Annotated in this window: 28 protein-coding genes; 16 read left to right on the forward strand and 12 right to left on the reverse strand. The window is 43.5% G+C overall.

The window, feature by feature from the left end:
* Positions 1-223: 223 nt before the first annotated feature.
* Together NXS07_RS04915 and NXS07_RS04920 are read right to left on the reverse strand one after the other, a co-directional pair.
* Positions 224-406, reverse strand: a complete 183-nt coding sequence (locus tag NXS07_RS04915; RefSeq protein ID WP_038197839.1) for a YlcI/YnfO family protein — start codon at positions 404-406, stop codon at positions 224-226.
* 482 nt (positions 407-888) lie between these two features.
* On the reverse strand, positions 889-1,752 hold the full coding sequence (locus tag NXS07_RS04920; RefSeq protein WP_038197838.1) for a YicC/YloC family endoribonuclease: 864 nt from the start codon (positions 1,750-1,752) through the stop codon (positions 889-891).
* Positions 1,753-1,877: 125 nt separating this feature from the next.
* On the opposite strand from NXS07_RS04920, the gene rph reads away from it, so the two are divergent.
* Together rph and pyrE are read left to right on the forward strand one after the other, a co-directional pair.
* Entirely contained in the window at positions 1,878-2,606 is a 729-nt protein-coding gene (rph, locus tag NXS07_RS04925; RefSeq protein ID WP_012990602.1) for a ribonuclease PH, read from the forward strand.
* An 89-nt stretch (positions 2,607-2,695) separates the two neighbouring features.
* On the forward strand, positions 2,696-3,337 hold the full coding sequence (pyrE, locus tag NXS07_RS04930) for an orotate phosphoribosyltransferase (RefSeq protein WP_258086307.1): 642 nt from the start codon (positions 2,696-2,698) through the stop codon (positions 3,335-3,337).
* Positions 3,338-3,560: 223 nt separating this feature from the next.
* On the opposite strand, the gene slmA is transcribed toward pyrE, so the two are convergent.
* The 3 genes from slmA to coaBC form a co-directional block, all read right to left on the reverse strand.
* On the reverse strand, positions 3,561-4,160 hold the full coding sequence (gene slmA, locus NXS07_RS04935; RefSeq protein WP_038258776.1) for a nucleoid occlusion factor SlmA: 600 nt from the start codon (positions 4,158-4,160) through the stop codon (positions 3,561-3,563).
* Between the two features lie 112 nt (positions 4,161-4,272).
* Positions 4,273-4,731 (reverse strand): dUTP diphosphatase, encoded by a 459-nt coding sequence (gene dut, locus NXS07_RS04940; protein ID WP_012990599.1) that lies wholly within the window; start codon positions 4,729-4,731, stop codon positions 4,273-4,275.
* Positions 4,709-5,938 (reverse strand): bifunctional phosphopantothenoylcysteine decarboxylase/phosphopantothenate--cysteine ligase CoaBC, encoded by a 1,230-nt coding sequence (coaBC, locus tag NXS07_RS04945; protein ID WP_258086281.1) that lies wholly within the window; start codon positions 5,936-5,938, stop codon positions 4,709-4,711. Before coaBC ends, dut begins: the two co-directional genes overlap by 23 nt.
* A 205-nt stretch (positions 5,939-6,143) precedes the next feature.
* On the opposite strand from coaBC, the gene radC reads away from it, so the two are divergent.
* The 7 genes from radC to NXS07_RS04980 all read left to right on the forward strand — a co-directional run bounded on the left by radC (position 6,144) and on the right by NXS07_RS04980 (position 12,267).
* Positions 6,144-6,836 (forward strand): RadC family protein, encoded by a 693-nt coding sequence (radC, locus tag NXS07_RS04950; RefSeq protein ID WP_038197833.1) that lies wholly within the window; start codon positions 6,144-6,146, stop codon positions 6,834-6,836.
* Positions 6,837-7,083: 247 nt separating this feature from the next.
* Entirely contained in the window at positions 7,084-7,320 is a 237-nt protein-coding gene (gene rpmB, locus NXS07_RS04955) for a 50S ribosomal protein L28 (protein ID WP_012990595.1), read from the forward strand.
* Between the two features lie 11 nt (positions 7,321-7,331).
* Positions 7,332-7,499: a 50S ribosomal protein L33 gene (gene rpmG / locus NXS07_RS04960; RefSeq protein ID WP_012990594.1), complete on the forward strand. Its 168-nt coding sequence runs from the start codon at positions 7,332-7,334 to the stop codon at positions 7,497-7,499.
* Between the two features lie 162 nt (positions 7,500-7,661).
* A complete protein-coding gene (locus NXS07_RS04965) occupies positions 7,662-8,777 on the forward strand; it encodes a glycosyltransferase family 4 protein (protein WP_038197832.1) in 1,116 nt (371 codons plus the stop codon).
* Positions 8,778-8,981: 204 nt separating this feature from the next.
* Complete coding sequence (locus tag NXS07_RS04970; RefSeq protein WP_038209778.1) at positions 8,982-9,971, forward strand: glycosyltransferase family 9 protein; 990 nt, start codon at positions 8,982-8,984, stop codon at positions 9,969-9,971.
* 14 nt (positions 9,972-9,985) lie between these two features.
* Positions 9,986-11,089, forward strand: a complete 1,104-nt coding sequence (locus NXS07_RS04975; RefSeq protein ID WP_258086282.1) for a glycosyltransferase family 4 protein — start codon at positions 9,986-9,988, stop codon at positions 11,087-11,089.
* A complete protein-coding gene (locus NXS07_RS04980; protein WP_258086283.1) occupies positions 11,089-12,267 on the forward strand; it encodes a glycosyltransferase family 4 protein in 1,179 nt (392 codons plus the stop codon). Before NXS07_RS04975 ends, NXS07_RS04980 begins: the two co-directional genes overlap by 1 nt.
* A gap of 81 nt (positions 12,268-12,348) precedes the next feature.
* Here NXS07_RS04980 and rfaL read toward each other — a convergent pair whose 3' ends face one another.
* A complete protein-coding gene (rfaL, locus tag NXS07_RS04985; protein ID WP_258086284.1) occupies positions 12,349-13,584 on the reverse strand; it encodes an O-antigen ligase RfaL in 1,236 nt (411 codons plus the stop codon).
* Positions 13,585-13,699: 115 nt separating this feature from the next.
* On the opposite strand from rfaL, the gene mutM reads away from it, so the two are divergent.
* Positions 13,700-14,509, forward strand: coding sequence for a bifunctional DNA-formamidopyrimidine glycosylase/DNA-(apurinic or apyrimidinic site) lyase (mutM, locus tag NXS07_RS04990; RefSeq protein ID WP_038215944.1), 810 nt, complete (start codon positions 13,700-13,702; stop codon positions 14,507-14,509).
* A gap of 46 nt (positions 14,510-14,555) precedes the next feature.
* Here the strand turns inward: mutM and coaD are convergent, their stop codons facing one another.
* The 3 genes from coaD to waaA are packed head-to-tail and all read right to left on the reverse strand — an operon-like array spanning position 14,556 to position 17,088.
* Positions 14,556-15,038: a pantetheine-phosphate adenylyltransferase gene (gene coaD, locus NXS07_RS04995; RefSeq protein ID WP_038197825.1), complete on the reverse strand. Its 483-nt coding sequence runs from the start codon at positions 15,036-15,038 to the stop codon at positions 14,556-14,558.
* Entirely contained in the window at positions 15,035-15,811 is a 777-nt protein-coding gene (locus NXS07_RS05000) for a glycosyltransferase family 2 protein (RefSeq protein WP_038197824.1), read from the reverse strand. Before NXS07_RS05000 ends, coaD begins: the two co-directional genes overlap by 4 nt.
* Entirely contained in the window at positions 15,811-17,088 is a 1,278-nt protein-coding gene (gene waaA / locus NXS07_RS05005) for a lipid IV(A) 3-deoxy-D-manno-octulosonic acid transferase (protein WP_038197822.1), read from the reverse strand. Before waaA ends, NXS07_RS05000 begins: the two co-directional genes overlap by 1 nt.
* A 223-nt stretch (positions 17,089-17,311) precedes the next feature.
* Between waaA and rfaQ the strand changes: the two genes are divergently transcribed.
* From rfaQ to NXS07_RS05035, 6 genes are all read left to right on the forward strand, one after another.
* Positions 17,312-18,373 carry a putative lipopolysaccharide heptosyltransferase III gene (rfaQ, locus tag NXS07_RS05010; protein ID WP_038215940.1) on the forward strand — a complete coding sequence of 354 codons (1,062 nt, stop codon included), beginning with the start codon at positions 17,312-17,314 and terminating at the stop codon, positions 18,371-18,373.
* Positions 18,373-19,503, forward strand: a complete 1,131-nt coding sequence (locus NXS07_RS05015) for a glycosyltransferase family 4 protein (RefSeq protein ID WP_038215974.1) — start codon at positions 18,373-18,375, stop codon at positions 19,501-19,503. Before rfaQ ends, NXS07_RS05015 begins: the two co-directional genes overlap by 1 nt.
* On the forward strand, positions 19,500-20,600 hold the full coding sequence (locus NXS07_RS05020; RefSeq protein WP_038215939.1) for a glycosyltransferase: 1,101 nt from the start codon (positions 19,500-19,502) through the stop codon (positions 20,598-20,600). The genes NXS07_RS05015 and NXS07_RS05020 overlap by 4 nt, the downstream gene beginning before the upstream one ends.
* A 36-nt stretch (positions 20,601-20,636) precedes the next feature.
* Positions 20,637-21,737 (forward strand): glycosyltransferase family 9 protein, encoded by a 1,101-nt coding sequence (locus NXS07_RS05025; RefSeq protein ID WP_038223678.1) that lies wholly within the window; start codon positions 20,637-20,639, stop codon positions 21,735-21,737.
* A gap of 129 nt (positions 21,738-21,866) precedes the next feature.
* Positions 21,867-22,820, forward strand: a complete 954-nt coding sequence (locus NXS07_RS05030; protein ID WP_258086285.1) for a polysaccharide deacetylase family protein — start codon at positions 21,867-21,869, stop codon at positions 22,818-22,820.
* Positions 22,821-23,010: 190 nt separating this feature from the next.
* Positions 23,011-23,895: a GNAT family N-acetyltransferase gene (locus tag NXS07_RS05035; RefSeq protein ID WP_258086286.1), complete on the forward strand. Its 885-nt coding sequence runs from the start codon at positions 23,011-23,013 to the stop codon at positions 23,893-23,895.
* On the opposite strand, the gene rfaC is transcribed toward NXS07_RS05035, so the two are convergent.
* From rfaC to rfaD, 3 genes are read right to left on the reverse strand one after another with little or no spacing between them, the layout of a single operon-like run.
* Positions 23,875-24,852: a lipopolysaccharide heptosyltransferase RfaC gene (rfaC, locus tag NXS07_RS05040; RefSeq protein WP_258086287.1), complete on the reverse strand. Its 978-nt coding sequence runs from the start codon at positions 24,850-24,852 to the stop codon at positions 23,875-23,877. The genes NXS07_RS05035 and rfaC overlap by 21 nt on opposite strands.
* Complete coding sequence (gene rfaF, locus NXS07_RS05045) at positions 24,852-25,904, reverse strand: ADP-heptose--LPS heptosyltransferase RfaF (RefSeq protein ID WP_258086288.1); 1,053 nt, start codon at positions 25,902-25,904, stop codon at positions 24,852-24,854. Before rfaF ends, rfaC begins: the two co-directional genes overlap by 1 nt.
* A gap of 9 nt (positions 25,905-25,913) precedes the next feature.
* A complete protein-coding gene (rfaD, locus tag NXS07_RS05050) occupies positions 25,914-26,852 on the reverse strand; it encodes an ADP-glyceromanno-heptose 6-epimerase (protein ID WP_038204176.1) in 939 nt (312 codons plus the stop codon).
* Between the last annotated feature and the right edge of the window lie 56 nt (positions 26,853-26,908).

Raw genomic sequence — 26,908 nt, forward strand, 5'->3', positions numbered from 1 at the left:
ATCAATCAGTTACCCGTAATCCAAATCTGGTTTACGAAGAATTACAACAGCTTAAGAGGCTACCATCTTTAAGAGGGTTGGTTAGGCTCACCTCTTTAAGAGGTGTGGTTAGTTATTGTTCAATCAATTTACCATCTTTAAGAGGGTTAGTTAGGCTCCCCGATAACATCGGGTTGGTTAGTTATTGCTCAGATAACCATGTGAATAATGTTCACTCGGTTAGTTACTGTTCAGATGATGCTTTGGTTTTGCGTTGTCGGCGCTTGATCTCAGCTTTGACAGAAGTAACGATAAATTGTGCTTTGTTTTCGCCTTCTGCAATATATTTTTCCATTTCCTCGACAACTTCATGTGGGAATCTTGCGTTTAGTTGTTGCGACTTAGCATTCTTAGAACTTGTTGCCATTACTGAACTCCTTATACATAAGTGCGATTCAGTATACACAAAAAAAATTATAAAAAAAGTATTGAAGTGCGATTCAATTAGACGTAGAGTGAATCGCACCTTGAGTAGTTCAAGGCAGAAAAAAACAACGCCCCGAAGTGCTACCAACACTATCGAGGCGTCTAACCACAACGTAAAGGAGTCTTACGCTATGGATACACCACAGCATAACCAAACTCGCCTTAAATTTACATTCCTAATTGCATCCGGCACTCAGCGGCTGGTGGATATCCATGCTCGTATTTGTTTATCTGTGAGCTTTGGCATTGTGCAATTTCCAATATAAAAATGGGCGGGTACACCTAAATCACGCTAGCAATCACTAGGTGTACCCGATAATCATGCGCTGCTGTGATTCGTTCTGCAATGCTCTGATAGTAAAAAAGCCAGTTACAACAAAGTGTATACTGGCTTTGTGATTTGTTCTGATATGCTAAGAAATGCTATTCGATATTTTGAATCTGTTCGCGCATCTGCTCAATCAGCACCTTTAATTCAATCGCTGAATTTGTCACATCCGCATTAATCGACTTCGACGCCAGTGTATTCGACTCCCGGTTAAATTCCTGCATCATAAAATCCAGCCGGCGGCCAACGGCTTCTTTCTTTTTCAGAATATTACGTGTCTCTTTTACATGAGCATCCAGACGATCCAGTTCTTCTGCCACATCAATGCGTTGTGCCATTAGAAGCAGCTCTTGCTCAAGACGGTTATTCTCCAACTGAATCTGTGCTTCTTCCAGTTTGGTCTGTAAGCGCTCACGTTGCCATTGCAAGATTTCTGGCATTTGCTGGCGGACTTTGCTGGCTTCTTCTGTTACTGCATCCAAACGCTGCTCGATCAGCGTCTTAAGTGCCTGCCCTTCTGTTTCACGGCTCTGGATAAAGGCATCAAGAGCCAGATCAAGCTCTGCCAGCAATTGTATGCTGATGGCGTCTAAATCCTGTTCTTCGGCGGACATCACGCCCGGCCAGCGCAGGATATCTACTGGATTGATTTCACCTTGATTGCTTTGCTGTTTAACCCAGTTTGCCGCTTCAACCAGCTGTTTCGCCAGATTTTCATTCAGCATCAAGGTTCCCTGAGTACGGGTATCCAGATCAAAACGCAAGTTACACTCTACTTTGCCGCGAGTCAGGCGGGAACGAATACGTTCGCGAATGACTGGCTCAAGGCTTCTGAATTGCTCAGGCAGGCGAATGTAGGTTTCCAGGTAACGTTGGTTGACGGAGCGCAGTTCCCATGCTGCGTTTCCCCAATCGGCCTTGATATCTCGCCGCGCAAAAGCGGTCATGCTACGGATCATAATTCGTTTCCAATTTATAGAATGATGAGCGGATTATAACGCCCCGCGTAGATGCAGGATAGGCATTCGCCGCGTTAGGCCGTATAATGCGCCCCCAATAATGTTTTAACAGCGGAGAGAACACTATGAGTCCAGTAGGAAAGCGTCCAGCAGGAAGAACGGCAGGGCAGGTGCGTCCTATTAAAATGACCCGTCATTACACCAAACACGCGGAAGGCTCGGTTCTGGTGGAGTTCGGGGATACCAAAGTGTTATGTAATGCCTCCGTTGAAGAAGGAATTCCTCGTTTCCTGAAAGGCCAGGGGCAAGGCTGGATCACGGCTGAATATGGCATGTTGCCGCGGGCAACCAATAGCCGTAATGCCCGCGAAGCCGCCAGAGGCAAGCAGACTGGCCGTACAATGGAAATCCAGCGCCTGATTGCGCGTTCACTGCGTGCCGCAGTAGATTTGAAAAAATTGGGTGAATATACCATTACGCTGGATTGCGATGTGATTCAGGCCGATGGCGGTACGCGGACTGCTGCCATCTCTGGCGCGTGTGTGGCACTGGTGGATGCGCTGAACAAGCTGGTTGCTGATGGCAAACTGAAGAAAAGCCCAATGAAATCAATGGTGGCGGCAGTGTCTGTCGGGATTGTTGAGGGTGAAGGTCTTTGTGATCTGGAATATGTCGAAGATTCGGCGGCTGAAACTGATATGAATATCGTCATGATGGATGACGGCCGGATGATTGAAGTGCAAGGCACGGCAGAAGGTGAACCGTTCAGCCATGATGAATTGCTCTCATTGCTTTCCCTCGCCAAAGAGGGGTTGGAAACGATTTTTGCAGCGCAGCGAGATGCGTTGAAATAAATAAATTGATCAGGCGGCTGAATAGTCGCCTTTTTTATGCCTGCAAAATGGCGATAAGTATGACAAGAAATCAAAGAGGAGAAACTCCAATGAAAGCCTATCAGCGCGAATTTATTGAGCTGGCACTGAAGAAGCAGGTGCTGAAATTTGGTGAATTTACACTGAAGTCCGGCCGCCAGAGCCCCTATTTTTTCAATGCGGGACTATTTAATACTGGGCGTGATTTGGCATTGATTGGTCGTTTCTATGCAGCTGCACTGTTGGATAGTGGTATCTCGTGTGATCTGCTATTTGGGCCCGCTTATAAAGGTATTCCGATTGCAACCACAACGGCAGTCGCGTTGGCAGAACATCATGACATCGATATGCCTTATTGTTTTAACCGTAAGGAAGCTAAAGATCATGGTGAAGGCGGATCACTGGTCGGTAGCCCACTACAAGGTAATGTTGTCGTTGTTGATGATGTGATTACAGCAGGAACGGCTATCCGCGAGTCGATGGAAATCATCAAGCAACACGGTGCAACGTTGTCTGGTGTTATCTTGTGTTTGGATCGTCAAGAACGCGGGCGGGAGACACTTTCAGCTATTCAGGAAGTTGAGCGTGACTATCACTGCAAGGTTTTTTCTATCATTACTTTGAATGACTTGATTAGCTATCTACGTGAAAATCCAGATATGCAGCCTTATTTGGCGGCGGTGGAAGCCTATCGCAGAGAATACGCTGTCTGATTGTTAGCTAGGTAAAAACAGATGAGATAAAAAAAACCCTCGCCCAATGGCCGGGCGGGGTGAGTAGTAGAAATGACATCCCGCATGTAATACGGTAACGATGCCATTACTGAGTTACTTTATAGTGAACTCAACTAGAAGATGCATGTTAACACAATTCAACGAAAAAACCGCACGTTATCATTCTCAGCATGAAAGAGGGAATTTCACGGTACAGGCTCAGTTATTGCAGTTGAGTCAATATCAATGGCCAGCGTATTTCAAACTCTTGGGTCGGGCGATAGCGGAATTCAGAACGAACAAAACGGGAAAGCATCCCTTCACAAAACGCCAGTAACTGCGATGCCAGTACGGTCTCGTCATAATTGAATCCCTGTCCATCACGTATTTTTTTCTCTTTTAAAATTTGGCGGAGCTGCGCTTCAATACGTTCAAATAGTTGGTTAATGCGGTTTTGTAGTCTGTCTTGTTCGAACATCAGGGCATGACCGGTCATGATACGGGTCAATCCGGGGTTCTTTTCCGCAAAGCCCAAAAGCAGGGTGAGGATTAACCGAATGCGGGTAATGGTGTCTTTTTCATCTTGCAGGATCAGATTGATACGCGAAATCAAAGTGTCTTCAATAAACTCAATCAGGCTATCAAACATCCGGGTTTTGCTTGGAAAATGACGATAAAGTGCTGCTTCAGAAACCCCAACATTGGCGGCGAGTTTTGCTGTGGTAATGCGCTGACTGCCATCACTGGATTCAAGCATGTGTGCCAGTGCCTGCAAGATTTCCTCACGTCTATTTTTCTTTTTTGTACGTTCTTTTTCTGCCATGTCTGATAAAACCCCTGCTAAAACAGCAAAACAAATCCAGCTATTTTTTGCCCACCACGATCATGGGCAAAAAATATGAAAATCGGTTGACGGTATCAGGCTCTATGGAAAGTTATTGACGACCGGAATGACCAAAACCACCACTGCCGCGTTTGCTGGTTTCAAAATCTTCAACCAAGTTAAATTCGGCCTGTACAACGGGCACAAAAACCATTTGGGCAATGCGCTCACCGGGTTCAATGATGAACATCTTATCACCACGGTTCCAAACTGAAACCATCAGCTGTCCCTGATAATCGGAGTCGATAAGCCCCACCAGATTGCCCAGAACCACACCGTGTTTGTGACCCAGCCCGGAGCGGGGAAGAATAACCGCCGCCAATTGTTCATCTGCGATATGGATGGCGATCCCTGTTGGCAGGAGTTCAGTCTGGCCGGGAGCCAGTTCTACTGCATTATCCAGACAAGCACGTAAATCTAAACCCGCAGAGCCAGGTGTAGCATAAGTCGGTAGGGGAAATTCTTGCCCAATGCGGGGATCAAGGATTTTAACGTCGATTTTTTTCGTCATAGCGTTTGAGTATCTCGTCTAATAAACAGTGGCCGAGCTGTAATTTACTACTGTGAGGTAAATTAACGCTGCCATCATGCCAGAATAGATGTAATGCGTTGGTATCACTGTTGAAGCCATGTTCGGCCAGAGATACATTATTTGCGCAAATCAAGTCCAGATGCTTCTGCTTGAGTTTTCCGCGGGCGTATTCTTCCACATTCTGGGTTTCGGCTGCAAATCCAACGACAAATGGACGATTTGTTTCCATCGCGGCAACACTCGCTACAATGTCAGGATTTTTCACCAGTGTAAATGTGACTTCATCACCCTGTTTCTTGATTTTCTCAGTCGCTATTTGTTTGAAACGGTAGTCCGCTACGGCGGCACAGCCGATGAAAATATGCTGTGAAGCTGCGGTTACCTGAACGTGCTCATGCATTTCCAGCGCACTGGTTACGTCGATACGTTTGACACCCGGTGGTGTCGGTAAATTGACGGGGCCTGCAATCAATGTGACGTCAGCACCACGTTCCGCTGCTGCCTGTGCGATGGAAAATCCCATTTTGCCGGAACTGTGATTGGTAATAAAGCGGACAGGATCTAAAGCTTCATGAGTTGGCCCTGCGGTAATGGTGATGCAAAGACCGGCGAAATCTTGATTGGTGTTGAAATGTTGTGTTGCCAGTTCGACCATCGCCATGGGCTCAAGCATTCTTCCCAGGCCGACGTCACCACATGCCTGGCTTCCCTCATCAGGACCCCAAATCAGCACGCCACGCTCTTTGAGTACACTTAGGTTATGTTGGGTTGCCTGCGCACGGTACATCTGCTGATTCATCGCTGGAGCGACAGCAATGGGGGCTGCTGATGCCAAACAAATCGTGGTAACCAAATCATTTGCCATGCCTGCGGTTAAACGAGCGAGTAGATCGGCTGTGGCCGGAGCGAGAATAATTAAATCAGCCCACTTAGCCAGTTCAATGTGCCCCATTGCAGCTTCAGCGGCGGGGTCTAAAAGGTCATCGGAGACTGGATGACCCGATACGGCCTGCAAGGTCAGTGGCGTAATAAAAGCTTCTGCTGCTGGCGTCATGGCGACGCGTACTTCGGCACCGCGATCACGTAAACGGCGTATCAGCTCAGCTGTCTTATAAGCGGCGATTCCCCCGCTGATGCCGAGCACGATATGTTTACCAGAAAGCTGTTTGCTGGAAAATCCTGCCATTCTGATTATCCACATGTAAGTTACAATTACCTAAGATTCTACCATAAGAAAATATTGAGTTGAGAACCTGCCTTATTCAGGTGCCAAAAAATGACAAGTTTGCGAAGCGCTACGCAAGCCATGAAAATGGGGCTGGCGGTGCTTTTTTCATCATGGGATATTGGCGGCGTGAAGCCACTGGGTGAAAGGGAATGAGGGGGAGTATATGGATGTTACTGTGATGGAAATAAGCGATGAATTGCATTCAAATCTTGCTCCTCGGGAGAAATTGCTGGCTTATGGCGCCGTTTCCCTGACGGATGCCGAGTTGTTGGCTATATTTTTGCGTACGGGAACCCGAGGGGTTCCTGTCGTGCAAATGGCGGAACATCTACTGAAATCATTTGGTTCACTTTATCACCTGCTCTCTGCGGATTATGCCGATTTTTGTTCACATAAAGGGATGGGGCTATGCAAATATGTCCAGTTGCAGGCGGTATCTGAACTGGCAAAACGTTTTTTCTCCAGTCAATTTATCCATGAAGATGTGATGAGTAGCCCAGTCGCGACGCAAAATTATTTGCAGGATTTATTGTCCTGGCAGGATCGTGAAGTCTTTGTGGTGCTGTTTTTGACGAATCAGAATAAAGTCATCTGTCATGATGAAATGTTTAAGGGAACGATAAACAAAGTTGAAGTGCACCCGCGTGAAATCGTGAAACAGGCAGTTAAAGTTAATGCTGCATCGATTATTCTTGCTCATAACCACCCCTCTGGTAATCCAGAACCCAGTCTGGCAGACAAATTGGTGACCGAAAAAATTATTGATGCTTGTGAGTTGGTTGGCGTTAAAGTTTTGGATCATATCGTGATTGGTAAGCAACATTGTGTCTCATTTGTGGAAAGAGGTTGGATTTAGTCCGGTTTTTTTGCAATCAGATCAGATCTTAGTTGTTCGGGACTTGAGCATCAGCGAATGAGGGCGTATACTACGCCACCTTTGAGGATCTTGGGTTTGGCGAGAAGAGCCTATCTCAGTAAGTTTTTTTATTGGGATAATGTGAGTCTTTTCAGTGATGAAAATGTGCTGAGATGGGCTCCTAAGCCTGACGAGGCGGTCATACCCAATATAAAGCTCGAGCTGATTTGATTTTTGGAGAATAGACATGTCCCGAGTCTGCCAAGTTACTGGCAAGCGCCCGGTGAGTGGTAATAACCGCTCCCATGCATTAAATGCGACTAAGCGTCGTTTTCTGCCTAACCTGCATTCTCACCGTTTCTGGGTTGAGTCTGAGAAACGTTTTGTAACTCTGCGTGTAACTGCTAAAGGTATGCGTGTGATTGACAAAAAGGGTATCGATGTAGTTCTGGCCGAACTGCGTGCCCGTGGTGAGAAATACTAAGGAGCTGAAAAATGGCTAAAGGTATTCGCGATAAAATTAAGCTGGTTTCTTCTGCTGGTACTGGTCACTTCTATACCACTACGAAGAACAAGCGCACCATGCCTGAAAAACTGGAACTGAGAAAATTTGATCCAGTTATTCGCCAGTATGTGGTGTACAAAGAAGCTAAAATTAAATAATTTTAGTGGATTGAGAAAAAACCCAGCGTATGCTGGGTTTTTTTATACCTGCAAGAATGCTTGGATAGCCTGGTTGAAGACAGGTTATGCATGGACGTAACATCTCGTTCCGTTATACTAACGCCTTTTTAATGTTTGAACCGTCAGGCGTGATTCTGAAAAATGACTAAAAAAACCTTAAATATCTTACACACTGAATCATCGTGTGGTTGGGGAGGGCAAGAGATCCGCATCTTGACGGAATCTCAGGGCATGATACAACGCGGTCATCAGGTTGTTATTGTTTGCTGCCCAGCGTCAACGATTTATCATGAAGCCCATTCGTATGGTGTACCTGTTGTTGCGCTGCCGATTGAAAAAAAACGCCTTCCCTGCTTGCGGGCGATGCGCCGCTGGCTAAAAGCTGAAGGCCGTCAATTTGATGTCATCAATACTCACAGCTCTACTGATTCTTGGTTGGTGGCTGCGGCATGTGCCACATTGAAAGGTATGCCACCGATAGTCCGAACCCGCCATGTTTCCACTAACGTATCCACATCCGTGGCGACTCGCTGGCTGTATTTGAAATCCTGCCAGCATATTGTGACAACAGGGGAGAAGTTACGCCAATATCTGCATACGAATAATGGTTATCCATTACCTCACATGACCTCTGTACCGACGGGAATCGATCTGACGCGTTTTCATCCCGAAAATAAGCAACTTTGTCGTCAGCGTATTGGTATTGCAGATAAACCGACCCTGGGTATTGTCGCTACGATGAGAACCTGGAAAGGGCACCGTTACTTGCTTGATAGTTGGAAAATATTGCACCAGCGTTATCCTGACTGGCAATTGCTGTTTGTGGGGGATGGCCCCCAGCGAAAAAATCTGGAACCCTGGGTTAAACAGGAAGGGCTGACGGAGAGTGTCATTTTCCTCGGTAACCGACAAGATGTGCCTGACTGTCTGAATGCGATGGATGTCTTTGCACTACCTTCGTTTGGCAATGAAGGTGTTCCACAAGGCATTATGCAGGCAATGGCCTGTGGTTTGCCCGTGGTATCTACTTCGGTGGGCGCAATCACTGAGGCCGTTATTGATGGTGATACGGGTTATATTATTGAGCCAAGATGTGTTGAACAGTTAACTGAAAGATTAGATGTTTTAATGAAAAGTGCTGAGTTGCGTTTGCAGATGGGGAACGCCTCATTGGAACGGGCTGCTGATTTATTTAGCATGGATAATATGTTAGAAAAAATGGAGTTTATCTTTTACGGTAGTATGGAACGTAAATAGTTCCATTTTGACCATCTATTCGTAATGGTGTTTGTTTTCATCTGATTACAAAGTAGTTATTTTTTGCTTAATCATTTGAAATAGTGTTTCTTTTATTGTTTTTAGGAGTATGAAAACTATCCGTCAGTTAATAGAGTATTGAATAACTTTGATGTATAGTGCTCTAATCCCAATTATCGGTTTAATAATTTTATACTTGTCATTATGCAGCCTAAAAATATTCTGGTTATTATTATTGCCCGTTTTGGTGACACTCTGCTTATAACGCCAGTGATCCGGGCGTTGAAATTACGATGGCCTGAAGCGAATATTGATGTATTAGCACATAAAAAAACGAAAGAGATCCTTGAGAATATTAGTGAAATTAATTCAATAACCGCTTTTTCAAAGGGACAGGCAAAATGGAGGGGATGGTTTTCCCGTCGACGTTATGATCTTGCCCTGGTATATGGTCATGATAAACCCCTATTACAATATGCTAAACGTAAATCAGATTTAACTATTTATTTTTCAGAAACTTCTTGCCATAAATCAAATGAGCTAGCAGTGGTAAAGCCGCGGGCGTTCACTCAAGCACAGCAAGAAAGGGCGCTGTTGATTAATGCACTTGATATTGGTGTCAGTGACTGGCGCTTGCAGTATTGCGTGAGCCAGAATGAAGAGAAGTATGCCTGCGATTTTCTTCGGCAGCAGGGGTTAGAACAACGATTACGAATTGGCTTTCAACTCCAGAGTTTTCCAGCAAAATCTTATCGTGATTGGCCTCAGGAACATTTTTACGAGCTGGCGCAACGTATTTATTGTCACTATCCGCATGCCCATATTTTGCTGTTGGGCAGTAAAGATGGTGAAGCGAGTGCGCAGATACTCTCTGAAAGGCTGGGAACACAAAGATGTACATCATTGGCGGGCAAGACGACGATGAGGCAGAATGCGGCAATAATGAGTCAACTTAATTTGTACGTCGGTGTTGATACTGGCACAACTCATCTGGCAGGTGCGTTGGGTATTCCGATGGTGGCAATGTACCATAGTTTTCATCCTGGCCGTTTTCTTGCTCCTCAGCAACATCCAAAATTGGCGGTGATTGAACATCCGATAGATTATCAACAGGCGACTCGCCAAGATGCAATGTCAGCAATATCGGTTGAACAAGTCTGGAGCTCCGTTCAGAACTTGTTGAAAAACACATGAAGGATAATGAATAAATGAAAATAGGATTTATCGATGTCACCGTTACTATGTCTTATGGCGGTATTCAAACAGCGGTTTGGGAATTGGCGAAGGCTTTGACAGATGCGGGGCACGAGATCCATATTTTCGGCGGAACAGGTGACGTTAGGCCAGTATTGGGAGAGCGAAATATTCATATTCACACATTTCCATTTACTCCCAGAGAACGAGTCATCAATATTGGACGGCGTTTTCAACGCATTGTTGAGCGTTATTCTTTTGCCCGTCATGCCCGTGAAAGGGTTATCGCTGAAAATTTTGACTGGGTGATTTTGACGAAACCTTTTGATTTTTTCTGGCCCAGAATGATGCCGAAAACTTCCTGCACAAAGTTTTGCTATATGAGTGGCGGAACCAGTTTTTTCAAAGGTGATCGGGCATTAGGTAACAAAATATCTGCGTGGGTTGCATGCAGCCACTTTAATGCTTGGCAGATCCAGCACCATTTTAAACAATTTCCAAACGTGATTTATAATGGTGTCGATATTGATAAGTTTAAACCTGTTAATTCTGATCTCCGGCATCGGCTAGATATCAATGAAAATACGTTTTTGCTGACTTTCGCTGGCAGGCTGGTGGGTTGGAAAGGCATGAAAGTCGCCATTGATGCGATGGCTTTATTGAGTGACAAGGATGTAAGGTTATTGATTATTGGCGCAGGTGATGATCTGAAGTTGTTGAAAAAAAAGGTTTCGGAACTGAATTTAGAAAAAACAGTCATTTTTCATCCTCCTATTGGTCATGATCAATTACCTGAATTTTATGCTGCGGGAGATGCGGGTATCTTTCCCAGTATTGGTGATGAAGCATTTGGTATTACTATCGCTGAAGCAATGGCATGCGGACGTCCCGTGATAGCCAGTTATATTGGTGGCATTCCTGAGGTGGTCGGCAATGAGAATCATGCGGGTATTCTGGTCGCACCTGGCAATGCAGCGGCTATCGCTGATGCAGTCAATCATCTTTTGTCCTTACCGGACAGGGGGAAAGCAATGGGAAAACAGGCTCGTCAGCGGATTGAAACGATGTATACTTGGGAACATTCTGCAAGTCGTTTATTGGGCGCGATAAAAAAATAATGAAGATTGCGTATATTGACCCTTATCCCGTACCTGATTATCGAGTTGCTTCGCTGCAGATTTTGCAGAATGTCGATGCTTTTGCCCGGCAGGGGCACAGCGTCTACCTGATTACGCCAGAAGGTCAAAAGCGTGTTGAGGAGATTATAGGCAGAGCATTGCCGCCTTCCGCTGAGCTGATAGCTCTGCGCAATATGCGTAGAAAGTGGTATTTCCCCCTCAATACACAGAAATTGTTTTATTTTCAGGTTTCTCGCTGGCTGAAAGATCATCAAATTGACGCTATTTTTACTCGCAATATTAAAATGGCGAATTACCTCCTGCGTAAACATCCTGATATCCCGCATTTTTTTGAAAGCCACGAAGTTTTTGCACAATCGTTTAAAGAATCCCATAACTTAGATAAACGTAAAAATCGTCGTAAATATCATAAGCTCAGAAACACGGAACAACAGGTTTATCATCATTCCAAGGTCGTGTTTGTGCTGACTTCACTATTGAGTGAGGATATTTATAAAGAATATAGTGTTAAGACGCCGATTATAGTGGCACCTGATGGTGTTGATATGCTGGCGGTTGAATCTACAAAAATAGCGTCTTCTGGCAGAAGGGAAAAATTGGGAGAAACAACTCAGGTGCTGTATTTGGGCAGTTTGCATCGCTGGAAAGGTGTTCCTACTGTTATGAAAGCGATGTGCTACCTTGACAATGCTGTACTGAACATTGCCGGTGGCGATAGCGTGCAGATTGAACGATTGAAGTGTACAGCCCAACAGATTGGCGTGAGTGATAAGGTAAATTTCCTTGGGTTTATCCAGCCGAAAAAGCGTTTTCAGGTTATTGCAGAGAGTGATATTTGTGTTCTACCATTGACGAAAACCAGCATTGGCAGCCGTTATACATCCCCACTCAAACTTTTTGAATACATGGCGATGGGCAAACCCGTTGTTATTTCTGATTTTCCTTCTATTCGCGATGCTGTGGATGAGAAGGCGGTCAATTTTGCTGACAGCGAAAATGCGGAGAGCTTTGCAGAACAGATTCAATCATTGATTGATAACCCCGCTGAAATGATGGCTAAAGTGGGTTACTCACAACGATTGGTAGCAGAACGTTTTAACTGGGATCAGCGTGCAAAGCTGATCATGCAAGTGATAGCGGAAAACCTGTCTAAATAAGCGATTGCTGAAATAGCTTGAAGGCCAGCCCGTCCAATTTGTGTCGTATAGGCTGGCATTTAACAACAATGAGTTCAGTTTCTAATCATCTTTTTGCTTGTATAGAGTAATCATTAAACCCAATAAGAGACCTATTTCATTGATATAGGCATTTTCAAAAGCTCCCCTGACGATAAACAGGCCAACAAAGGCCGTCAGAAGTATCAGGCCAGCTTGTCGGATGATCCCGCTATGCTGGCGAATGATCTGGCTTCCTGTAAATAATGCGGAAAGCGTCATCAAAAGGGTGGCGATCAAACCGAAGAGACCGCCAGCAAACCAAAGCGATAAAAATACGTTATGTGGGCCAATCGAAGTTCTGAATGCCCAATCAGGATAATCAGCAACACGGCTATTGTAGACCTGATGGTAGACTTTATTACCAAAACCGTAACCTTTTACGGGATTCTCCATGATTAATGACCATGCTGAACCTTGGGTTCCGTTGCTATAGCGATGACTGCTGTCTGTTTGGGTGAGTTTGTGAAGCAGTAATTTCGTGGCGGGGTTAGATACTGCTGACCAGTGAATGGCTCCGGCCAGTAGCCCCAGACATATTGTCGCAGCCAGAGTGAGTTTCCACTCTTTATTAATCACAATAATAAATACTGTGGCTACAACAATGGCAACCCAAGCACCACGAGAAAGAGTACCGAGTAATAAGAACAGGCCGATAGCTGAGGCAATAATCAGTAGTAGCCAACTCAGCAGAGAATGTTTTTTCCATAATGCCCAGGTACATAGCAACACAGGGAAATAGAAAAGAAATCCGTAAGAAAATTCCCGATGATTGTAATTCATAAACGGCATTTCGCCAGTTGCGTAATAATTGATGATGTATTTCGCAATATCTGTCAGCGAGATAAGGCTCATGCCAATAATAAACGCAATCAGAATCATCTTCGCGATGTGCTGTTTCTTTTCCTGATAGAGCACAATTGGGAAAGTCATGCTGAACAGCAGTAATCCATTGAGTATGGGTTTGTTCATTTCCTTGAAACTCAGAGCAGGATCAATCGAAATGCCGATAGAATAGAATATTGCCAATACGAATAACAAAATGGATAAAAATAGCGAACTACGTAGTGAATTGACTACCTGACGAAAATCTTTTACGAGATAGCAGAGTGCGGTTGCACAGATAAGGATCATGACAAGATTTTTATATCTTGTAATATCTGGCAGATAAACAAGAATGATAAACAGACCAATAATGGATAAATTCCATAAGGATTTCTTGTTGTTGCCTATGTTAAATCTGTTTTTTATATCAAGCATAGTAATTTCTATTCTCTCAACTATCCCAACCAAATTTGGCTGCAAATGATACATGAAAACGGTATCGTAATCTGCTGAGATATGATGTTGTAGATGGTTAATTTAAGGAGTCAGTATGCCGGAGCTACCAGAGGTTGAAACCAGTCGCCGGGGAATTGAACCCCACTTGACGGGTAATGTGATCCAATATTCCGAGGTCAGAAATTCGCGCTTGCGCTGGCCAGTTTCCGAACAAATCATGAAGCTTGCTGACCAACCGGTACTCAGTGTCCGGCGTCGGGCAAAGTACTTATTGCTTGAACTGCCTGAAGGCTGGATTATTATTCACCTTGGTATGTCTGGTAGTTTACGTATCTTGCTGAATGAATCTCCTCCTGAAAAACATGATCACGTTGATTTGATTATGGCAGATGGCAAAATCCTCCGGTATACCGATCCCCGACGTTTTGGGGCGTGGCTATGGAGTGACAATCTTGATGAGTGTTCTGTATTGGCTCATTTAGGCCCTGAGCCTCTTTCTGACACGTTTGATGGTGAATATCTTTATACCCTTTCCCGCAACAAAAAAACGGTGATCAAACCTTGGTTGATGGATAACAAGGTGGTTGTTGGAGTTGGGAATATCTATGCCAATGAAGCTCTCTATGTTGCGCATATTCTGCCTGAGCGCCCCGTGAATTCATTGACACAGGAAGAAGCTTATTTACTGGCCGATACGATAAAACAGATCTTACATCGTTCTATTGAGCAGGGAGGCACTACACTGAAAGATTTTCTGCAATCCGATGGTAAGCCGGGATATTTTGCGCAGGAATTATTTGTTTATGGCAAAAAAGGTGAACTTTGTCCGAAGTGTGGTGAAAAAATTGAGAGTATAAAACTGGGGCAACGCAGTACGTTTTTCTGTCGTCAGTGTCAGCATTGAGCCTATCTAGGGGGTTGACGATGATCACCCCCCTTTTCACGCTATCTTATTTGCCGAATTTCTTTAGCATTGCCTGTGCAACGGATTCTGGCAGGAATGATGAAACATCACCATCATGGCGTGCGACATCCTTGATCAAGGATGATGATACGAAGGACAGGTTTTGCGAGGGCAATAAAAAGACACTTTCCAGTTCTGGCATAAAATGTCGGTTCATGTTGGCAAGCTGCCACTCATATTCAAAATCAGAAACGGAACGTACTCCACGGATTAAAATGGTGGCTTGTTGTTTTTTGGCAAAATTGGCCATTAGTTCACTAAATCCGACCACTTCTACGTTATCCAGATGGGTGGTGACTTCTTTTGCCAGTGCGATTCGCTCTTCCAGATTGAACATGGGGTTTTTTCTGTCACTATTGGCAATGGCAAGTAAAACATGGTCGAACATGTTTGCTGCACGGGTCACAATATCAAGGTGGCCGTGGGTGATAGGGTCAAAAGTACCAGGATAAATTGCTTTTTTTTTCATCGTTTTTTACTCTCTGTTTGGGTGAGTTCCCAGAGGGCAGCATATTTATTAAATGTGTACTGGGCATTAACCATTGCTAATACCAACCCTTGTTTGCCATCGAGGAAGCCGGCTCTTAACAGCCATGTCTTAAAAAATGCGCCTAACGTATGGCTGAAGATAGAAAAATAACGGGCTGTTTTACCTTGTTCGTGGCGATATTTTGCCCAATCTCTGGCGTAATTCAATTGTTTTTGCTGGAATTCCATCAGATTACGGCAGGTGAGGTGACGTAAATCGCCCTTTAATGTCACGATGCGGGCGCCTTGAGTGTTAAGTGATTCATGAACCTGATTGTCGTTATATTGATAACGTTCGCGGCAATAGAGACGAATGACTTTATCAGGATACCAGCCACTGTGCTTCATAAAACGACCCATAAACAGGTTGAGACGTGCGCAGTCATAGACTTTATCATCGTCGGGATCTGCCAAAACCTGCTCAATTGATGTTCTTAATTCAGGGGTTACACGCTCATCAGTATCAATCATGAAAATGTAATCACCGCTGGCATAGGATTGTGCGAGTTGCCGCTGACGACCGAAGCCGGGCCATTGCGTATTGATGTAGACTTTCGCGCCCATTTCGCTGGCTATTTGACAAGTTGCATCGGTACTGCCGGCGTCTAGAACGATAATTTCATCAGCCCAATCTACGGATAGCAGACAATCTGCAATCAAATCGGCGGAATTTTTAGCAATCATCACAACGGACAGGCGTTTTCTCTTGCTCATCAATGACCCCGTGGCGGGAGATAAGGTTCCAGTAGTTTTAGCAATCGCTGAAGTGCTCCCTGGTTTTCGTGCAGGACTTCGGCGGCATGGCGACCGTAATAAAGACGATAGTCCTCATCTGTCAGCAGGCTATTAATAGCGGCACTCAACGAGTGACTATCCGTGACGGCGATAAGGCCATTGGCTTTATCCAGCTTGGCACAAATATCTTTAAAGTTGAAAGTATGTGGTCCCATAATGACAGGGATGGCATGAGCTGCGGCTTCCAGCGGATTATGGCCTCCACGCTCGACCAGACTCCCTCCGACAAAAGCCAGATCAGCGATACCATACAAGAGCATCAATTCGCCCATAGTATCTCCGATAACCACCTGCACATTGGCATCAGGTATTGTGTCAGAGCTCCTTAATATCGAATTTAATCCCGCTTTTTGGGTTAACTCTGCGGCCTTGGTAAAGCGTTCAGGATGGCGTGGTACTAGAATTAACAGTAGATCAGGAAATTGTTGAATTAATTTGCAGTGCGCATCCAATATGATGGTTTCTTCTCCATCATGGGTGCTGGTGGCAATCCAGACCGGACGATGTGGTGCCCATTGGCGGCGCAGTGTGACTGCTTTTGCTGCCAATTCTGGCGTGACAGAAATGTCGAATTTCAGGCTGCCAGTGACGGCGAGTTGGGAACGTTTTAAGCCGAGTTCGATGAAGCGCTCACCATCTTCCTGATTTTGTGCGGCAATCAGTGTTATTTTATTTAAAATAGTTTTAATAAAGTTGCTGATTTTTTGATATCCCGCGGCTGAACGGGTTGATAACCTTGCATTGGCAATGACCAGAGGGATTTCGCGTTGGTTCAGTTGGGTAATCAAATTGGGCCATAATTCTGTTTCCATAATAATCACCAGCTTGGGGTTGACGTTATCAAGGAAACGGCTCATGGAGCCAGGCAAATCATAGGGGAGGTAAACGTGGTTGACATCAGTACCTAAAGCAGAAAGCACCCTTTCAGAGCCAGTCGGTGTCATTGTTGTCACGGTAATCGGCAGGAAAGGATAATGGTGCCGTAGTATTCTTACTAATGGAATGGCGGCCAATGTTTCTCCAACAGAAACGGAATGGAGTAATATTCCACCTTTTGCGACTTTTTTGGCACAAAAACCATAGCGTTCACCCCAGCGTTTGCGGTACGCAGGGGATTTACGGCTGCGCAGCAGCAGGCGTAACCAGATAAGCGGTTGGATAAGGTAGAGAAGTACCTGATATAAGCGAAGCAACATTCTATCAAATTCACTGACATAGACTGCGGCTATAGTACCACATTGGCCTGAAGAAAGTGTGTAAAATGCGGATATGTTGCTCGCCTCTCTCCCAAAAGGACAAGGGGGTAAACTTTTTGTTAAGGTTAACTAGCTCGATATGTAAAGAGAGAAGCGAGATCTTGTTGTCCTTAGAATATAATTTAATGAACATTTCCACCTCATCGTGAATATTGGAAATATAATGGGCAAAATAACCACTCGATTTGAAAAGATTTTGATCATAAAACTAAGACATCATGGTGATATGTTGCTCATCACTCCAGTTGTGAATACGTTGAAAGAAAATTTTCCCGATGCTGAAATTGATGTTTTACTGTACAAAGAAACAAAACCTATGCTGATGAATTTTGCATCAATAGCCCATATTTTCCCCATAGACAGGCAGTGGAAAAAAGAAGGTGCAAAAGCCTATGTTGCTCATCATTGGCGTTTGCTGAAACAATTGAGAAACCGAAACTATGATCTCGTCATTAACCTCGCTGATCAATGGTATAGTGCCTTGGTTTCTCAGCTTATCAGTGCTCCAGCTCGCATAGGTTTTGATTTTCCCAAGCGGCAAAACCTCATATGGAAAGCCTGTTTTACAGATTTGGTATCTACTGAGGGTGAAGAAAACCTGCATGTTGTTGAACAGAATCTATCAGCCCTGAAACCACTTAATCTTTCCGATATTAATATTGATGTAACAATGAGTTATAGTGAAGAAGACAGACAGAAAGTGTCTGATCTTTTGCATAGTTCCGGGATTAATGAAAAGTATATTGTTATTCATCCGGCATCACGCTGGTTTTTCAAATGCTGGGATGAAGAGAAAATCAGCGAAACCATTAATGCTTTGCAGGCCGACGGGCATGCTATTGTTTTGACATCAGGAACGGAGGCGCGGGAAAAAGAGATGGTCGCGAAAATTTTATCTGCCTGCTCTCAAGAGAATATCGTCTCTTTGGCGGGACAGATAACATTACCACAACTTGGGGCGTTGATTGATCATGCGAAGTTATTTATTGGTGTTGATTCTGTTCCCATGCACATGGCTGCTGCGTTGAAAACTCCCTGCATCGCGTTATTCGGGCCATCTAAATTGGTTTTTTGGCGGCCATGGAATGCCAATGGTGAAGTGATCTGGGCAGGAAATTACGGTAAATTGCCGGATCCTGATGGCATTGATACAAAAACAGATATCCGCTACCTGGACTTGATTCCGGTGGATGTTGTGATTGAAGCTGCCCGGAGATATTTATGATGAAATCTGTGCGTCTTGCCATTGTCCGGCAAAAATATCGGCCTGATGGTGGCGCTGAGCGCTTTATTTCCAGAGCTCTGGAAGCATTGGATAATGAAAATCTGGAATTAAACGTCATTACGCGTTCTTGGCAAGGGAGTATGAACCCTAACTGGCATGTGCATTTGGCCAATCCTTTTAAATGGGGACGCATCAGTCGTGAAAAGGGATTTGCCAACGCTGCCAGAGAAATTTGGCAAAAGGAAGGGTTCGATATCGTCCAGAGCCACGAGCGTATTGCGGGATGTGATGTTTATCGGGCTGGAGATGGTGTGCATCAACGCTGGTTGCAGCAGAGAGCGAGGATCTTGCCATCTTGGAAAAGTAAGTTGCTTTTTGCCAGTCGTTATCACCGTTATGTCATGGACGCCGAAAAAAAAATGTATTCTGCTCCTGAATTGAAAAAGGTGATTTGTAATTCTCAGATGGTAAAACAGGAAGTGATGGAAGATTTTGACCTGTCTGAAGAGAAAATTGCTGTTATCTATAATGCCATTGATCCATCACAATTTTTTCCTGCTGGGGAAGAAGAAAGAATTGAATTACGACAGAAATATAGCATTCCTGCACAGGCAAAGTGTTTTGTGTATGTTGGTTCAGGTTTTGAAAGAAAAGGGCTAAAAGCGGCAATTGAAGCAATCAGCATGACAGAAGCTTATCTGATTGTGATTGGTCAAGATAAGGAAGAGTCTAAATATAAGCAGTTGGCTAGTGCTCTCGGCTGCCATGAGCGAATTCGGTTTTTGGGAGTACAAAAAAAGACATTGCCATTTTATCAAATGGCTGATGGATTACTGCTGCCAACGTTATACGATCCTTTTCCAAACGTCATTTTAGAAGCGATGGCATGTGGTTTACCTGTCATAACCAGTAAGACTTGTGGGGGAGCTGAATTCATAGTTTCAGGAGAAAATGGGTTTGTGTGTGATGCCTTAGATATTCAGGCATTGGCGGAATCTATATCCTTAATACCCGCAAACCATTTAACTAGCAGGATCTCCATGCTATCAAAAGAAAAGATAGCCAACCATACACCCGCTTATTTGTCCCAGCAGCTTACTGAGCTGTATAGCAAGGTGCTTTCCTTATGAAAGGGCATATCCTGTTTATCATTGACGGATTACCGGGTGGTGGTGCAGAGAATGTCACTGTCCGTTTATGTGGTGGCCTGCAAAAAAAAGGGTTTGATATTACATTGTTGTCGCTGTCTGACAAATGTGAATACCCGATCCCTGACCATGTTGAGTTGATCGTTGATACTGATGAATATGCAGGCCCTTTTAGAAGACAGACTGAGATTTATCGCAGAGCTAAATCCATGGATACGGTATTGGAGAAAGTCTTTCTGCAAAAAGGTACCCCTGTGCTGGTGATATCTAACTTACACAAGACGGATCGTATTGTAGCGAAGTCTAAGATATTAGCAGATTTGAACGTATGGTTTTGTATTCATGGTGTATTCTCTAAATCATACCTTGAAAATAAAACGGGATTGGCGCGTTGGATTAAGAAATGGAAAATTCAACGCGTTTATCGGGATCGTAATTTGATTTGTGTTTCTGATGCGGTTGGCTTGGATTTGAAGGAGAATGTATCGCTGGCTCCTAAAAGGATAGTTACGATTTACAATCCATTTAACCTTGCTGAAATCAAAGCTAACTCATTAGAAAATAATCCTTATTCTGGTGAAGACTATTTTCTTCACCTTGGGCGTTTTCATGGTGTAAAACGTCATGATCGCTTGTTGGAAGCTTTTGCCAGAGCGAATTTGCCTTGCAAATTGTTAATTGCGGGTCAGGGCGATGAAAAAACAACCAATGAAATCAAACAAAAAATTGTGTCACTTGGCCTGCAATCGAAAGTGACACTAATCGGTTTTTTAGTGAATCCATTACCCGTGATACGGGGCGCTAAAGCTGTTGTGCTGAGTTCAGACAGTGAAGGGTTGGGTAACGTCTTGATTGAGGCTTTGATTTGCCATACACCGATTGCCAGTACGAACTGCCCTGGTGGAGTCAGTGAGATTATGGTGGGTGAATTGGAGCAATACACATCTGAACTGACATCAGAGTCATTAGCGGAAAAAATACGTTTGGTTTATCAAAGGCCACCTGTGATTACGGCAGATTTGTATAAAAAATTTGATTTGGAAGTTGTGCTTGATAAGTATTTATCTTTGATAGAATAATAATTATTTTTAGTGCTATTTTTTCGAGATGTTCCTATGACTGAAAAAAAATTCAAAAAGTTACGTGAAATAAATAGAAATAAAAACTATTTTTTTAAAAAGCTTCGCTTTAATTTAGCTAAAATATTTATTGATAAATGGAGTAAGAAACAATTTCATCTTGGTGACATAAACAAAATTCTTTTTTTACGAGATGATAACAAAATTGGTGACATGATTGTATCTACTCCTGTATTGAGAGAATTATCTCTGAACGGGTTCAAGCTGCATGTACTATCAGGGCCTTCGAATTATTGTGTGATTGAAAATAATCCATATATCGACAAGGTCTATTTTTATCCTGGAAAAAACATAGATATACTTAACTTAGGATTTAAATTAAAACAAGAGAAGTATGATCTTGTTATCGACATGGGCGATCAAACCCCTGTCATCTATCTCTTATTTATACGGCTCATTAATGCTAAAAATACTATTGGCTTTAATAAAGATGACATTAATATTTACAATAAAAGTATAAAATACCTGAATTATCATTCGCATATTACTGAGCGATATAAATCTCTTATGAATAATATAGGAATTGATAATTATAATATGCAGTATGACATACATATTCCTCAGGTTATTAAGGATAAAGTATGTGATTTTTATACGGGTTTATCTGGTAACATCACCGTAGTTATTAATCCTTTTGCTGCTGATGAGAAAAGAGATCTTTCTAAGGAGCAATTGATTGGAATAATGTCTCACCTTAATTGTTTAGATCAATCAATTAATATTATATTAGTTGGTCAACTTGAAAAATTAAATGCGCTTTCATATTTGAGTGGATGTGTTGTTAATCCATTTGGTGATTTTCTCAGTGCTGTAGAAATTATAAAACACGCTGACTTAGTTATTTCACCAGATACTTCAATTGTACATGTTGCAGCAGCATATGAAAAAAACACAGTTGCACTATATGGCAATGACAAACATGGGTGTTTTATAAACAATGATGTGTGGGGACCAGGCAATAAAAATGCGGTCCAGTTAGTTCAAAATAAAAATAACAGTAAAATCAGTGAAATGCCGTTAGAAATTATTGTAGAACAGATAGATGCTTTTTTCAGCACATTGGCAAAAAAGATCTAGATTAAGGGGATCGATGTATCTTTGAATAACAGCTGTCAGGAAGTGGCCGATGGTAAGTAGGTAAATTGCGCTGCCTGTTTACACTGAGTAATATAAACTCATATTTTCTCTATTTTAGGTAGATTTTTCATGACTAAACCAGCATTCATCATCACAATTGATACTGAAGGCGATAACCTTTGGCAAAACAGTGATAAGATTTCTACCGAAAATACTCGGTACCTTCCTAGGTTTCAGAATCTGTGTGAGCGTTTTGGATTTAAACCCGTCTGGTTAACCAACTATGAGATGGCAATGGATGATAGCTATATCGAATTTGCCAAGGATGTGATTGCCAGAAACACGGGGGAAATCGGTATGCATTTACATGCTTGGAACAGCCCACCTATAATTCCTCTCACTGTTGATGATATGGGTTATAAGCCTTATTTAATTGAATATCCTAAGGATCAAATCAAAGCGAAAGTTGATTTCATGACTCATTTGCTGGAAGAGAAGCTCCAGACTAAGATGTTGAGTCATCGTGCTGGCCGCTGGGCATTCAATGAATATTACGCCCAACTATTAGTTGAATATGGTTATCAAGTTGATTGTTCTGTGACACCGAAAGTCAATTGGCATTTTACCAAAGGCGATCCTAACGGAGATGGCGGGACAGACTATAGTCGTTTTCCGGCTCATGCTTATTTTATGGATTTGCAGGATATCGCCAAAGAAGGTGATTCTTCGTTATTGCAAGTTCCTATGAGCATTCAGTATAAGCATTCTCCGGTTATGAATTTTATTAAGCAAAAGTATGATCATTTACGGGGTAAGCACCGTTCTTCATCCGTTAACTGGTTACGTCCAAAAGGCGGAAACTTGGAGCAGATGAAAAAAGTTGTTCAGCAAACTTTGGCTGATGGTAGTGATTATGTTGAGTTTATGTTGCATTCGTCGGAATTTATGCCGAGTGGAAGCCCTACCTTTAAGGATGAAGAACAGATTGAACAACTTTACCAAGATTTGGAAGAGTTATTTAACTTCTTGAATTCATTAGTTCAGGGAATGACATTATCAGAATATTATAATTATAAAAAATGATACTTATTAATTAACGATATGAGTAGAATATATTAATTGAATTAGTATATTCTATTCTTTTCTTTTCCTGTGGTTATCATAGGTGAAAATCTTTTTATTCTATGGAAGGTTTTTTTGTGTAAGATAAGACCCCAAAGTAACTTTCTAATGATCTTAATATCAAAACCACAGTAATTTGATGGAATTGACTATGGCAAAAATAAAGCCATTTCTTCTAGGATGGAAGAGATGTAATTTTGAACGATACAAAGACGCTTATACACTATTAGGTGGGAGTGTATCAACACATCCTAACATTGTATCATTCTTAAATGAAAAGCTAGATAATGAATTATTCTTCTATATTAAGGAACACAGCTCTTCGATTGTGGGAGCATATTTTACTTGTGTTAATAATAAGTTAGCAGCTAGTTTACAAAAAAAATACCCATTTCTTTATGATGAAATCATTTTTCCAATTTCAAAAGATGTCAAAATCATTTTTCCTGAAAAATCGAAACGTTTGTCATTGCTTCATAAAGGAAATATCGTCAATGCCAGCTACACTCTTTTCAACAAACGAAAAATCTGCCTGATCAAAGACAGCTTTTCTTACAAAACCCGCCGTAACCGCAGCAACGAGATCAACAAATTCAAGCGAGCGGGGGGAGAAATTCGTCCTTCGAGTGAATTCAGTGCAGAAGAATTGGTGAATATCTATGTTGATCTGTACCAAAAGCGCTGGGATTACAATCACTCGGCTGAGCAACGCAAGCATTTGCTTGAGATGTACACAGAGCTTCGTGAGCATATCTTTGGCTATGTGCTACTGATCAATGGCAACCCTTGCGCATACGATTTTGTCTTGCGTGCCGATAGCCCTAAATGGATTTCATTTGATGCGATCAATGGCGGGTATGATCCCGAATATGCTGATCTTAGCGTTGGCAGCATCTTGATGTGGGTTAATACCCAAGAAGCAAAAGCACAGTGTCAGGAAGCAGACAAAACTATGCGTTACTCATTGGGTAATCCTACTTTTGAGTATAAAAATCGCTGGTGCGTTACACTTCCGCTAGGCAAGGTTATATTTTAATACGTTCTGCAATAGCTGCATCACTTTCAGTGGTGCAATGCTTTGCATCGTATTATCTACCGATTTCAGGGGAAACTGTTCTTTTCCATAGCCGCCAATTAAACCCGGATCGGTGGGGCCAAACAGAGTGATATTCGGGCGATCAAGGGCGGCAGTGAGGTGACTCAGCCCGGTATCAACCGAAACCACGGCTTTTGCGCCTGCCAATACCTGAGCCACTTCAGCCAGTGTTAATTTTGGCAACACATCAACATGGGCGAAGCCTTCTGCTAACCGCAATGCCCGTTGGTGCTCATGTTCTGCCCCCCAAGGTAGCCTGATACGCATACCTGTTGGCTGGATCTCTGCAATCAGTTGCCGCCAGTGGTTTTCTGGCCAATGTTTTTCATCACGGGTGGTCGCATGCAGGAAAACCAGATAGTCACTTTGGCCTTTAATCTGTGAGTTCAGAAAGTGGCGGGCGATGGCATAATCACCTTGTTCTGTGGGTTTTTGATAACCCAGACTATCAGCAAACAATGCACGGATACGTTCTACCGCATGTTGCTGTTTACTGATTGTATGACGGTGATCGTAGAAAAAGCTGGCCAGTGGTTCGCGAATACTTTTGCTGTCATAACCGTGTTTTGAGCCATGTGCCAAACGTGTCACCAGAAAGGCACTTTTTAACAGCCCTTGGGCATCAATAATGGCATCATATTGGCTTTGCCGTAATGTTTCCCTAAACCGCGCCCGCTCTTCACGAATATCTTTTCTAAACCAATTTTTTCGCCAGCGGCGAATAGCAACGGGAATTACATTTTCAACGGTGCTGTGCCATGTTGGGATCTGGGCGAACCCTTCCTCCACTACCCAATCAAACTGGATATCGGGAAAGTGCTGTTTTGCATCCGTCAGTGCAGGCAGGGTATGTAGCACATCACCCATTGAAGACGTTTTTACCAGTAAAACCCGCATTAATTCTGCTTCTCCGCCTGTAGCAGTTTCTCCAATGAGGCCAAGACCTGCTCTGGTTGAATATCAATGAGGCTTTGATGATAGCCACCCGCACTGTCACCTTTTCTGACTTTATGGTAACCCGTGATCAGGCGGATCACTTCTGCTTTGTTTGATAACGGAGGCGTAAAATCCGGGCTACTTGGGCCATATAATGCGACTAGGGGACGATTTAAGGCCGCTGCAACGTGCATCAAACCTGAGTCGTTAGTGATGATGGCATCACAGGCTGCGATGATATTAACGGCTTGTTCAAGAGAAGTTTGCCCCGCAAGGTTGAGGCAATCTTCACGGGCATCTTCGCTCAACAGTGCTCGAATATCTTCACCGGCCTCGTGATCTTTGGCAGAGCCAAACAGCAAGATCTGATAGCCTTTTTGAGTGATCAATTGTTCGGCAAGGGCGGCGTAATGATAATGTGGCCAGCGTTTTGCCGGGCCGAATTCTGCGCCCGGGCAAAAACCAATAATGGGACGATGATCAGCGATATTAAACGCCGCGGTTGATTCTGCAATATCTTCATCACTGACATCTAACTGAGGCCATAACAGCGGCTGGGGAAGATCCTCAGCACCACTCATCATTTTCCCATCATACGCAAGAGCCACATAGCGCTGAACCATGAGAGGAAAGGCGCTCTTATTCAAAACACGGATATCATTCAGCAGGCCATAGCGCATTTCACCCCGCCAGCCTGTGCGCAGGGGGATATTGGCGAAAAAAGGCACTAAGGCAGATTTGAACGAGTTGGGAAGCACATAAGCGCAGTCGTATGTACTTTCGCGCAGTGCGATCCCAAGACGACGGCGTTCACCCAGACCGAGAGTACCATGCCCTAACGGCATTGCCAGAGCCTGGTTAACCTCTGGCATTTTTGCCAGCAATGGGCGGCACCATGCAGGTGCCATGACATCAATTTCTGCATTGGGGTACAAAGCCTTTAAGGTTCGGTAGAGGCTTTGTGACATCATCATGTCACCCACCCATGATGGGCCTATCACCAATATCTTCATAGAGGTCGATTAATTATCCTGATTGAGCCATTGCATATATTCAGTGACGCCTTCGGCAACGGTTTTGAATGGTTTGTCATAACCTGCAGCACGAAGTTTCGTCAGGTCAGCTTGAGTAAAACTCTGATAGCGTCCCTTTAATTTTTCTGGGAATTCAATATATTCCACGACAGGGGATTTTTCTGTATGGAACTCGGTAACGGCATCGGCAACGGCTTGGAAAGATTCGGCGCGGCCCGTACCACAATTAAAAATGCCAGAAACGCTGTTTTTCCAGAACCACAGGTTCACTGCGGCAACATCACCGACAGAGATGAAATCGCGGCGGAAATGTTCACTACCGGCGAATAACTTCGGATTTTGGCCTTGGTGAATCTGATTGTTTAAATGATAGGCGACACTGGCCATGCTGCCTTTATGCCCTTCGCGTGGTCCATAAACATTGAAATAACGGAAGCCACAAATTTGAGAATCCGCCTGTGGCAAAATGTCGCGGACATACTGGTCAAACAGGAACTTGGAGTAGCCATAAATATTGAGAGGTTTTTCATACTGACGCTCTTCAATGAAATTCTCGCTACGGCCGCCGTAGGTTGCAGCCGAAGAGGCATACAGAAAAGGGATCTGGCGCTCAAGACAGTAATGCAATATATCTTTGGAGTACTGATAATTATTGTCCATCATATACTTGCCATCCCATTCCGTTGTGGATGAGCACGCACCTTCATGGAAAATGGCATCAATATCGCCAAAATCATCACCCGCAACGATACTGGCAATGAAATCTTCCTTATCCATATAATCGGTGATATCCAAATCAACCAGATTGACGAATTTTGTGCCGTCTTTCAGATTATCAACAACTAAAATATCCTTATAGCCTTCGTCATTCAGTGCCTTGACGATATTGCTGCCGATAAACCCTGCGCCGCCAGTGACAATAATCATTTGGCCTACCTCTAAATAGTCAGTTCACTTTATCTTTGAAGCGTATAATAGCACTT

The organism is Xenorhabdus bovienii (assembly GCF_024721015.1).
Taxonomy (GTDB): Bacteria; Pseudomonadota; Gammaproteobacteria; order Enterobacterales; family Enterobacteriaceae; genus Xenorhabdus; species Xenorhabdus bovienii.

Coding starts and splice junctions, on each gene's coding strand:
- NXS07_RS04915 (WP_038197839.1), bottom strand. CDS start 406: ATGGCAACAAGTTCTAAGAATGCTAAGTCGCAACAACTAAACGCAAGA.
- NXS07_RS04920 (WP_038197838.1), bottom strand. CDS start 1,752: ATGATCCGTAGCATGACCGCTTTTGCGCGGCGAGATATCAAGGCCGAT.
- rph (WP_012990602.1), top strand. CDS start 1,878: ATGAGTCCAGTAGGAAAGCGTCCAGCAGGAAGAACGGCAGGGCAGGTG.
- pyrE (WP_258086307.1), top strand. CDS start 2,696: ATGAAAGCCTATCAGCGCGAATTTATTGAGCTGGCACTGAAGAAGCAG.
- slmA (WP_038258776.1), bottom strand. CDS start 4,160: ATGGCAGAAAAAGAACGTACAAAAAAGAAAAATAGACGTGAGGAAATC.
- dut (WP_012990599.1), bottom strand. CDS start 4,731: ATGACGAAAAAAATCGACGTTAAAATCCTTGATCCCCGCATTGGGCAA.
- coaBC (WP_258086281.1), bottom strand. CDS start 5,938: ATGGCAGGATTTTCCAGCAAACAGCTTTCTGGTAAACATATCGTGCTC.
- radC (WP_038197833.1), top strand. CDS start 6,144: ATGGATGTTACTGTGATGGAAATAAGCGATGAATTGCATTCAAATCTT.
- rpmB (WP_012990595.1), top strand. CDS start 7,084: ATGTCCCGAGTCTGCCAAGTTACTGGCAAGCGCCCGGTGAGTGGTAAT.
- rpmG (WP_012990594.1), top strand. CDS start 7,332: ATGGCTAAAGGTATTCGCGATAAAATTAAGCTGGTTTCTTCTGCTGGT.
- NXS07_RS04965 (WP_038197832.1), top strand. CDS start 7,662: ATGACTAAAAAAACCTTAAATATCTTACACACTGAATCATCGTGTGGT.
- NXS07_RS04970 (WP_038209778.1), top strand. CDS start 8,982: ATGCAGCCTAAAAATATTCTGGTTATTATTATTGCCCGTTTTGGTGAC.
- NXS07_RS04975 (WP_258086282.1), top strand. CDS start 9,986: ATGAAAATAGGATTTATCGATGTCACCGTTACTATGTCTTATGGCGGT.
- NXS07_RS04980 (WP_258086283.1), top strand. CDS start 11,089: ATGAAGATTGCGTATATTGACCCTTATCCCGTACCTGATTATCGAGTT.
- rfaL (WP_258086284.1), bottom strand. CDS start 13,584: ATGCTTGATATAAAAAACAGATTTAACATAGGCAACAACAAGAAATCC.
- mutM (WP_038215944.1), top strand. CDS start 13,700: ATGCCGGAGCTACCAGAGGTTGAAACCAGTCGCCGGGGAATTGAACCC.
- coaD (WP_038197825.1), bottom strand. CDS start 15,038: ATGAAAAAAAAAGCAATTTATCCTGGTACTTTTGACCCTATCACCCAC.
- NXS07_RS05000 (WP_038197824.1), bottom strand. CDS start 15,811: ATGAGCAAGAGAAAACGCCTGTCCGTTGTGATGATTGCTAAAAATTCC.
- waaA (WP_038197822.1), bottom strand. CDS start 17,088: ATGTTGCTTCGCTTATATCAGGTACTTCTCTACCTTATCCAACCGCTT.
- rfaQ (WP_038215940.1), top strand. CDS start 17,312: ATGGGCAAAATAACCACTCGATTTGAAAAGATTTTGATCATAAAACTA.
- NXS07_RS05015 (WP_038215974.1), top strand. CDS start 18,373: ATGAAATCTGTGCGTCTTGCCATTGTCCGGCAAAAATATCGGCCTGAT.
- NXS07_RS05020 (WP_038215939.1), top strand. CDS start 19,500: ATGAAAGGGCATATCCTGTTTATCATTGACGGATTACCGGGTGGTGGT.
- NXS07_RS05025 (WP_038223678.1), top strand. CDS start 20,637: ATGACTGAAAAAAAATTCAAAAAGTTACGTGAAATAAATAGAAATAAA.
- NXS07_RS05030 (WP_258086285.1), top strand. CDS start 21,867: ATGACTAAACCAGCATTCATCATCACAATTGATACTGAAGGCGATAAC.
- NXS07_RS05035 (WP_258086286.1), top strand. CDS start 23,011: ATGGCAAAAATAAAGCCATTTCTTCTAGGATGGAAGAGATGTAATTTT.
- rfaC (WP_258086287.1), bottom strand. CDS start 24,852: ATGCGGGTTTTACTGGTAAAAACGTCTTCAATGGGTGATGTGCTACAT.
- rfaF (WP_258086288.1), bottom strand. CDS start 25,904: ATGAAGATATTGGTGATAGGCCCATCATGGGTGGGTGACATGATGATG.
- rfaD (WP_038204176.1), bottom strand. CDS start 26,852: ATGATTATTGTCACTGGCGGCGCAGGGTTTATCGGCAGCAATATCGTC.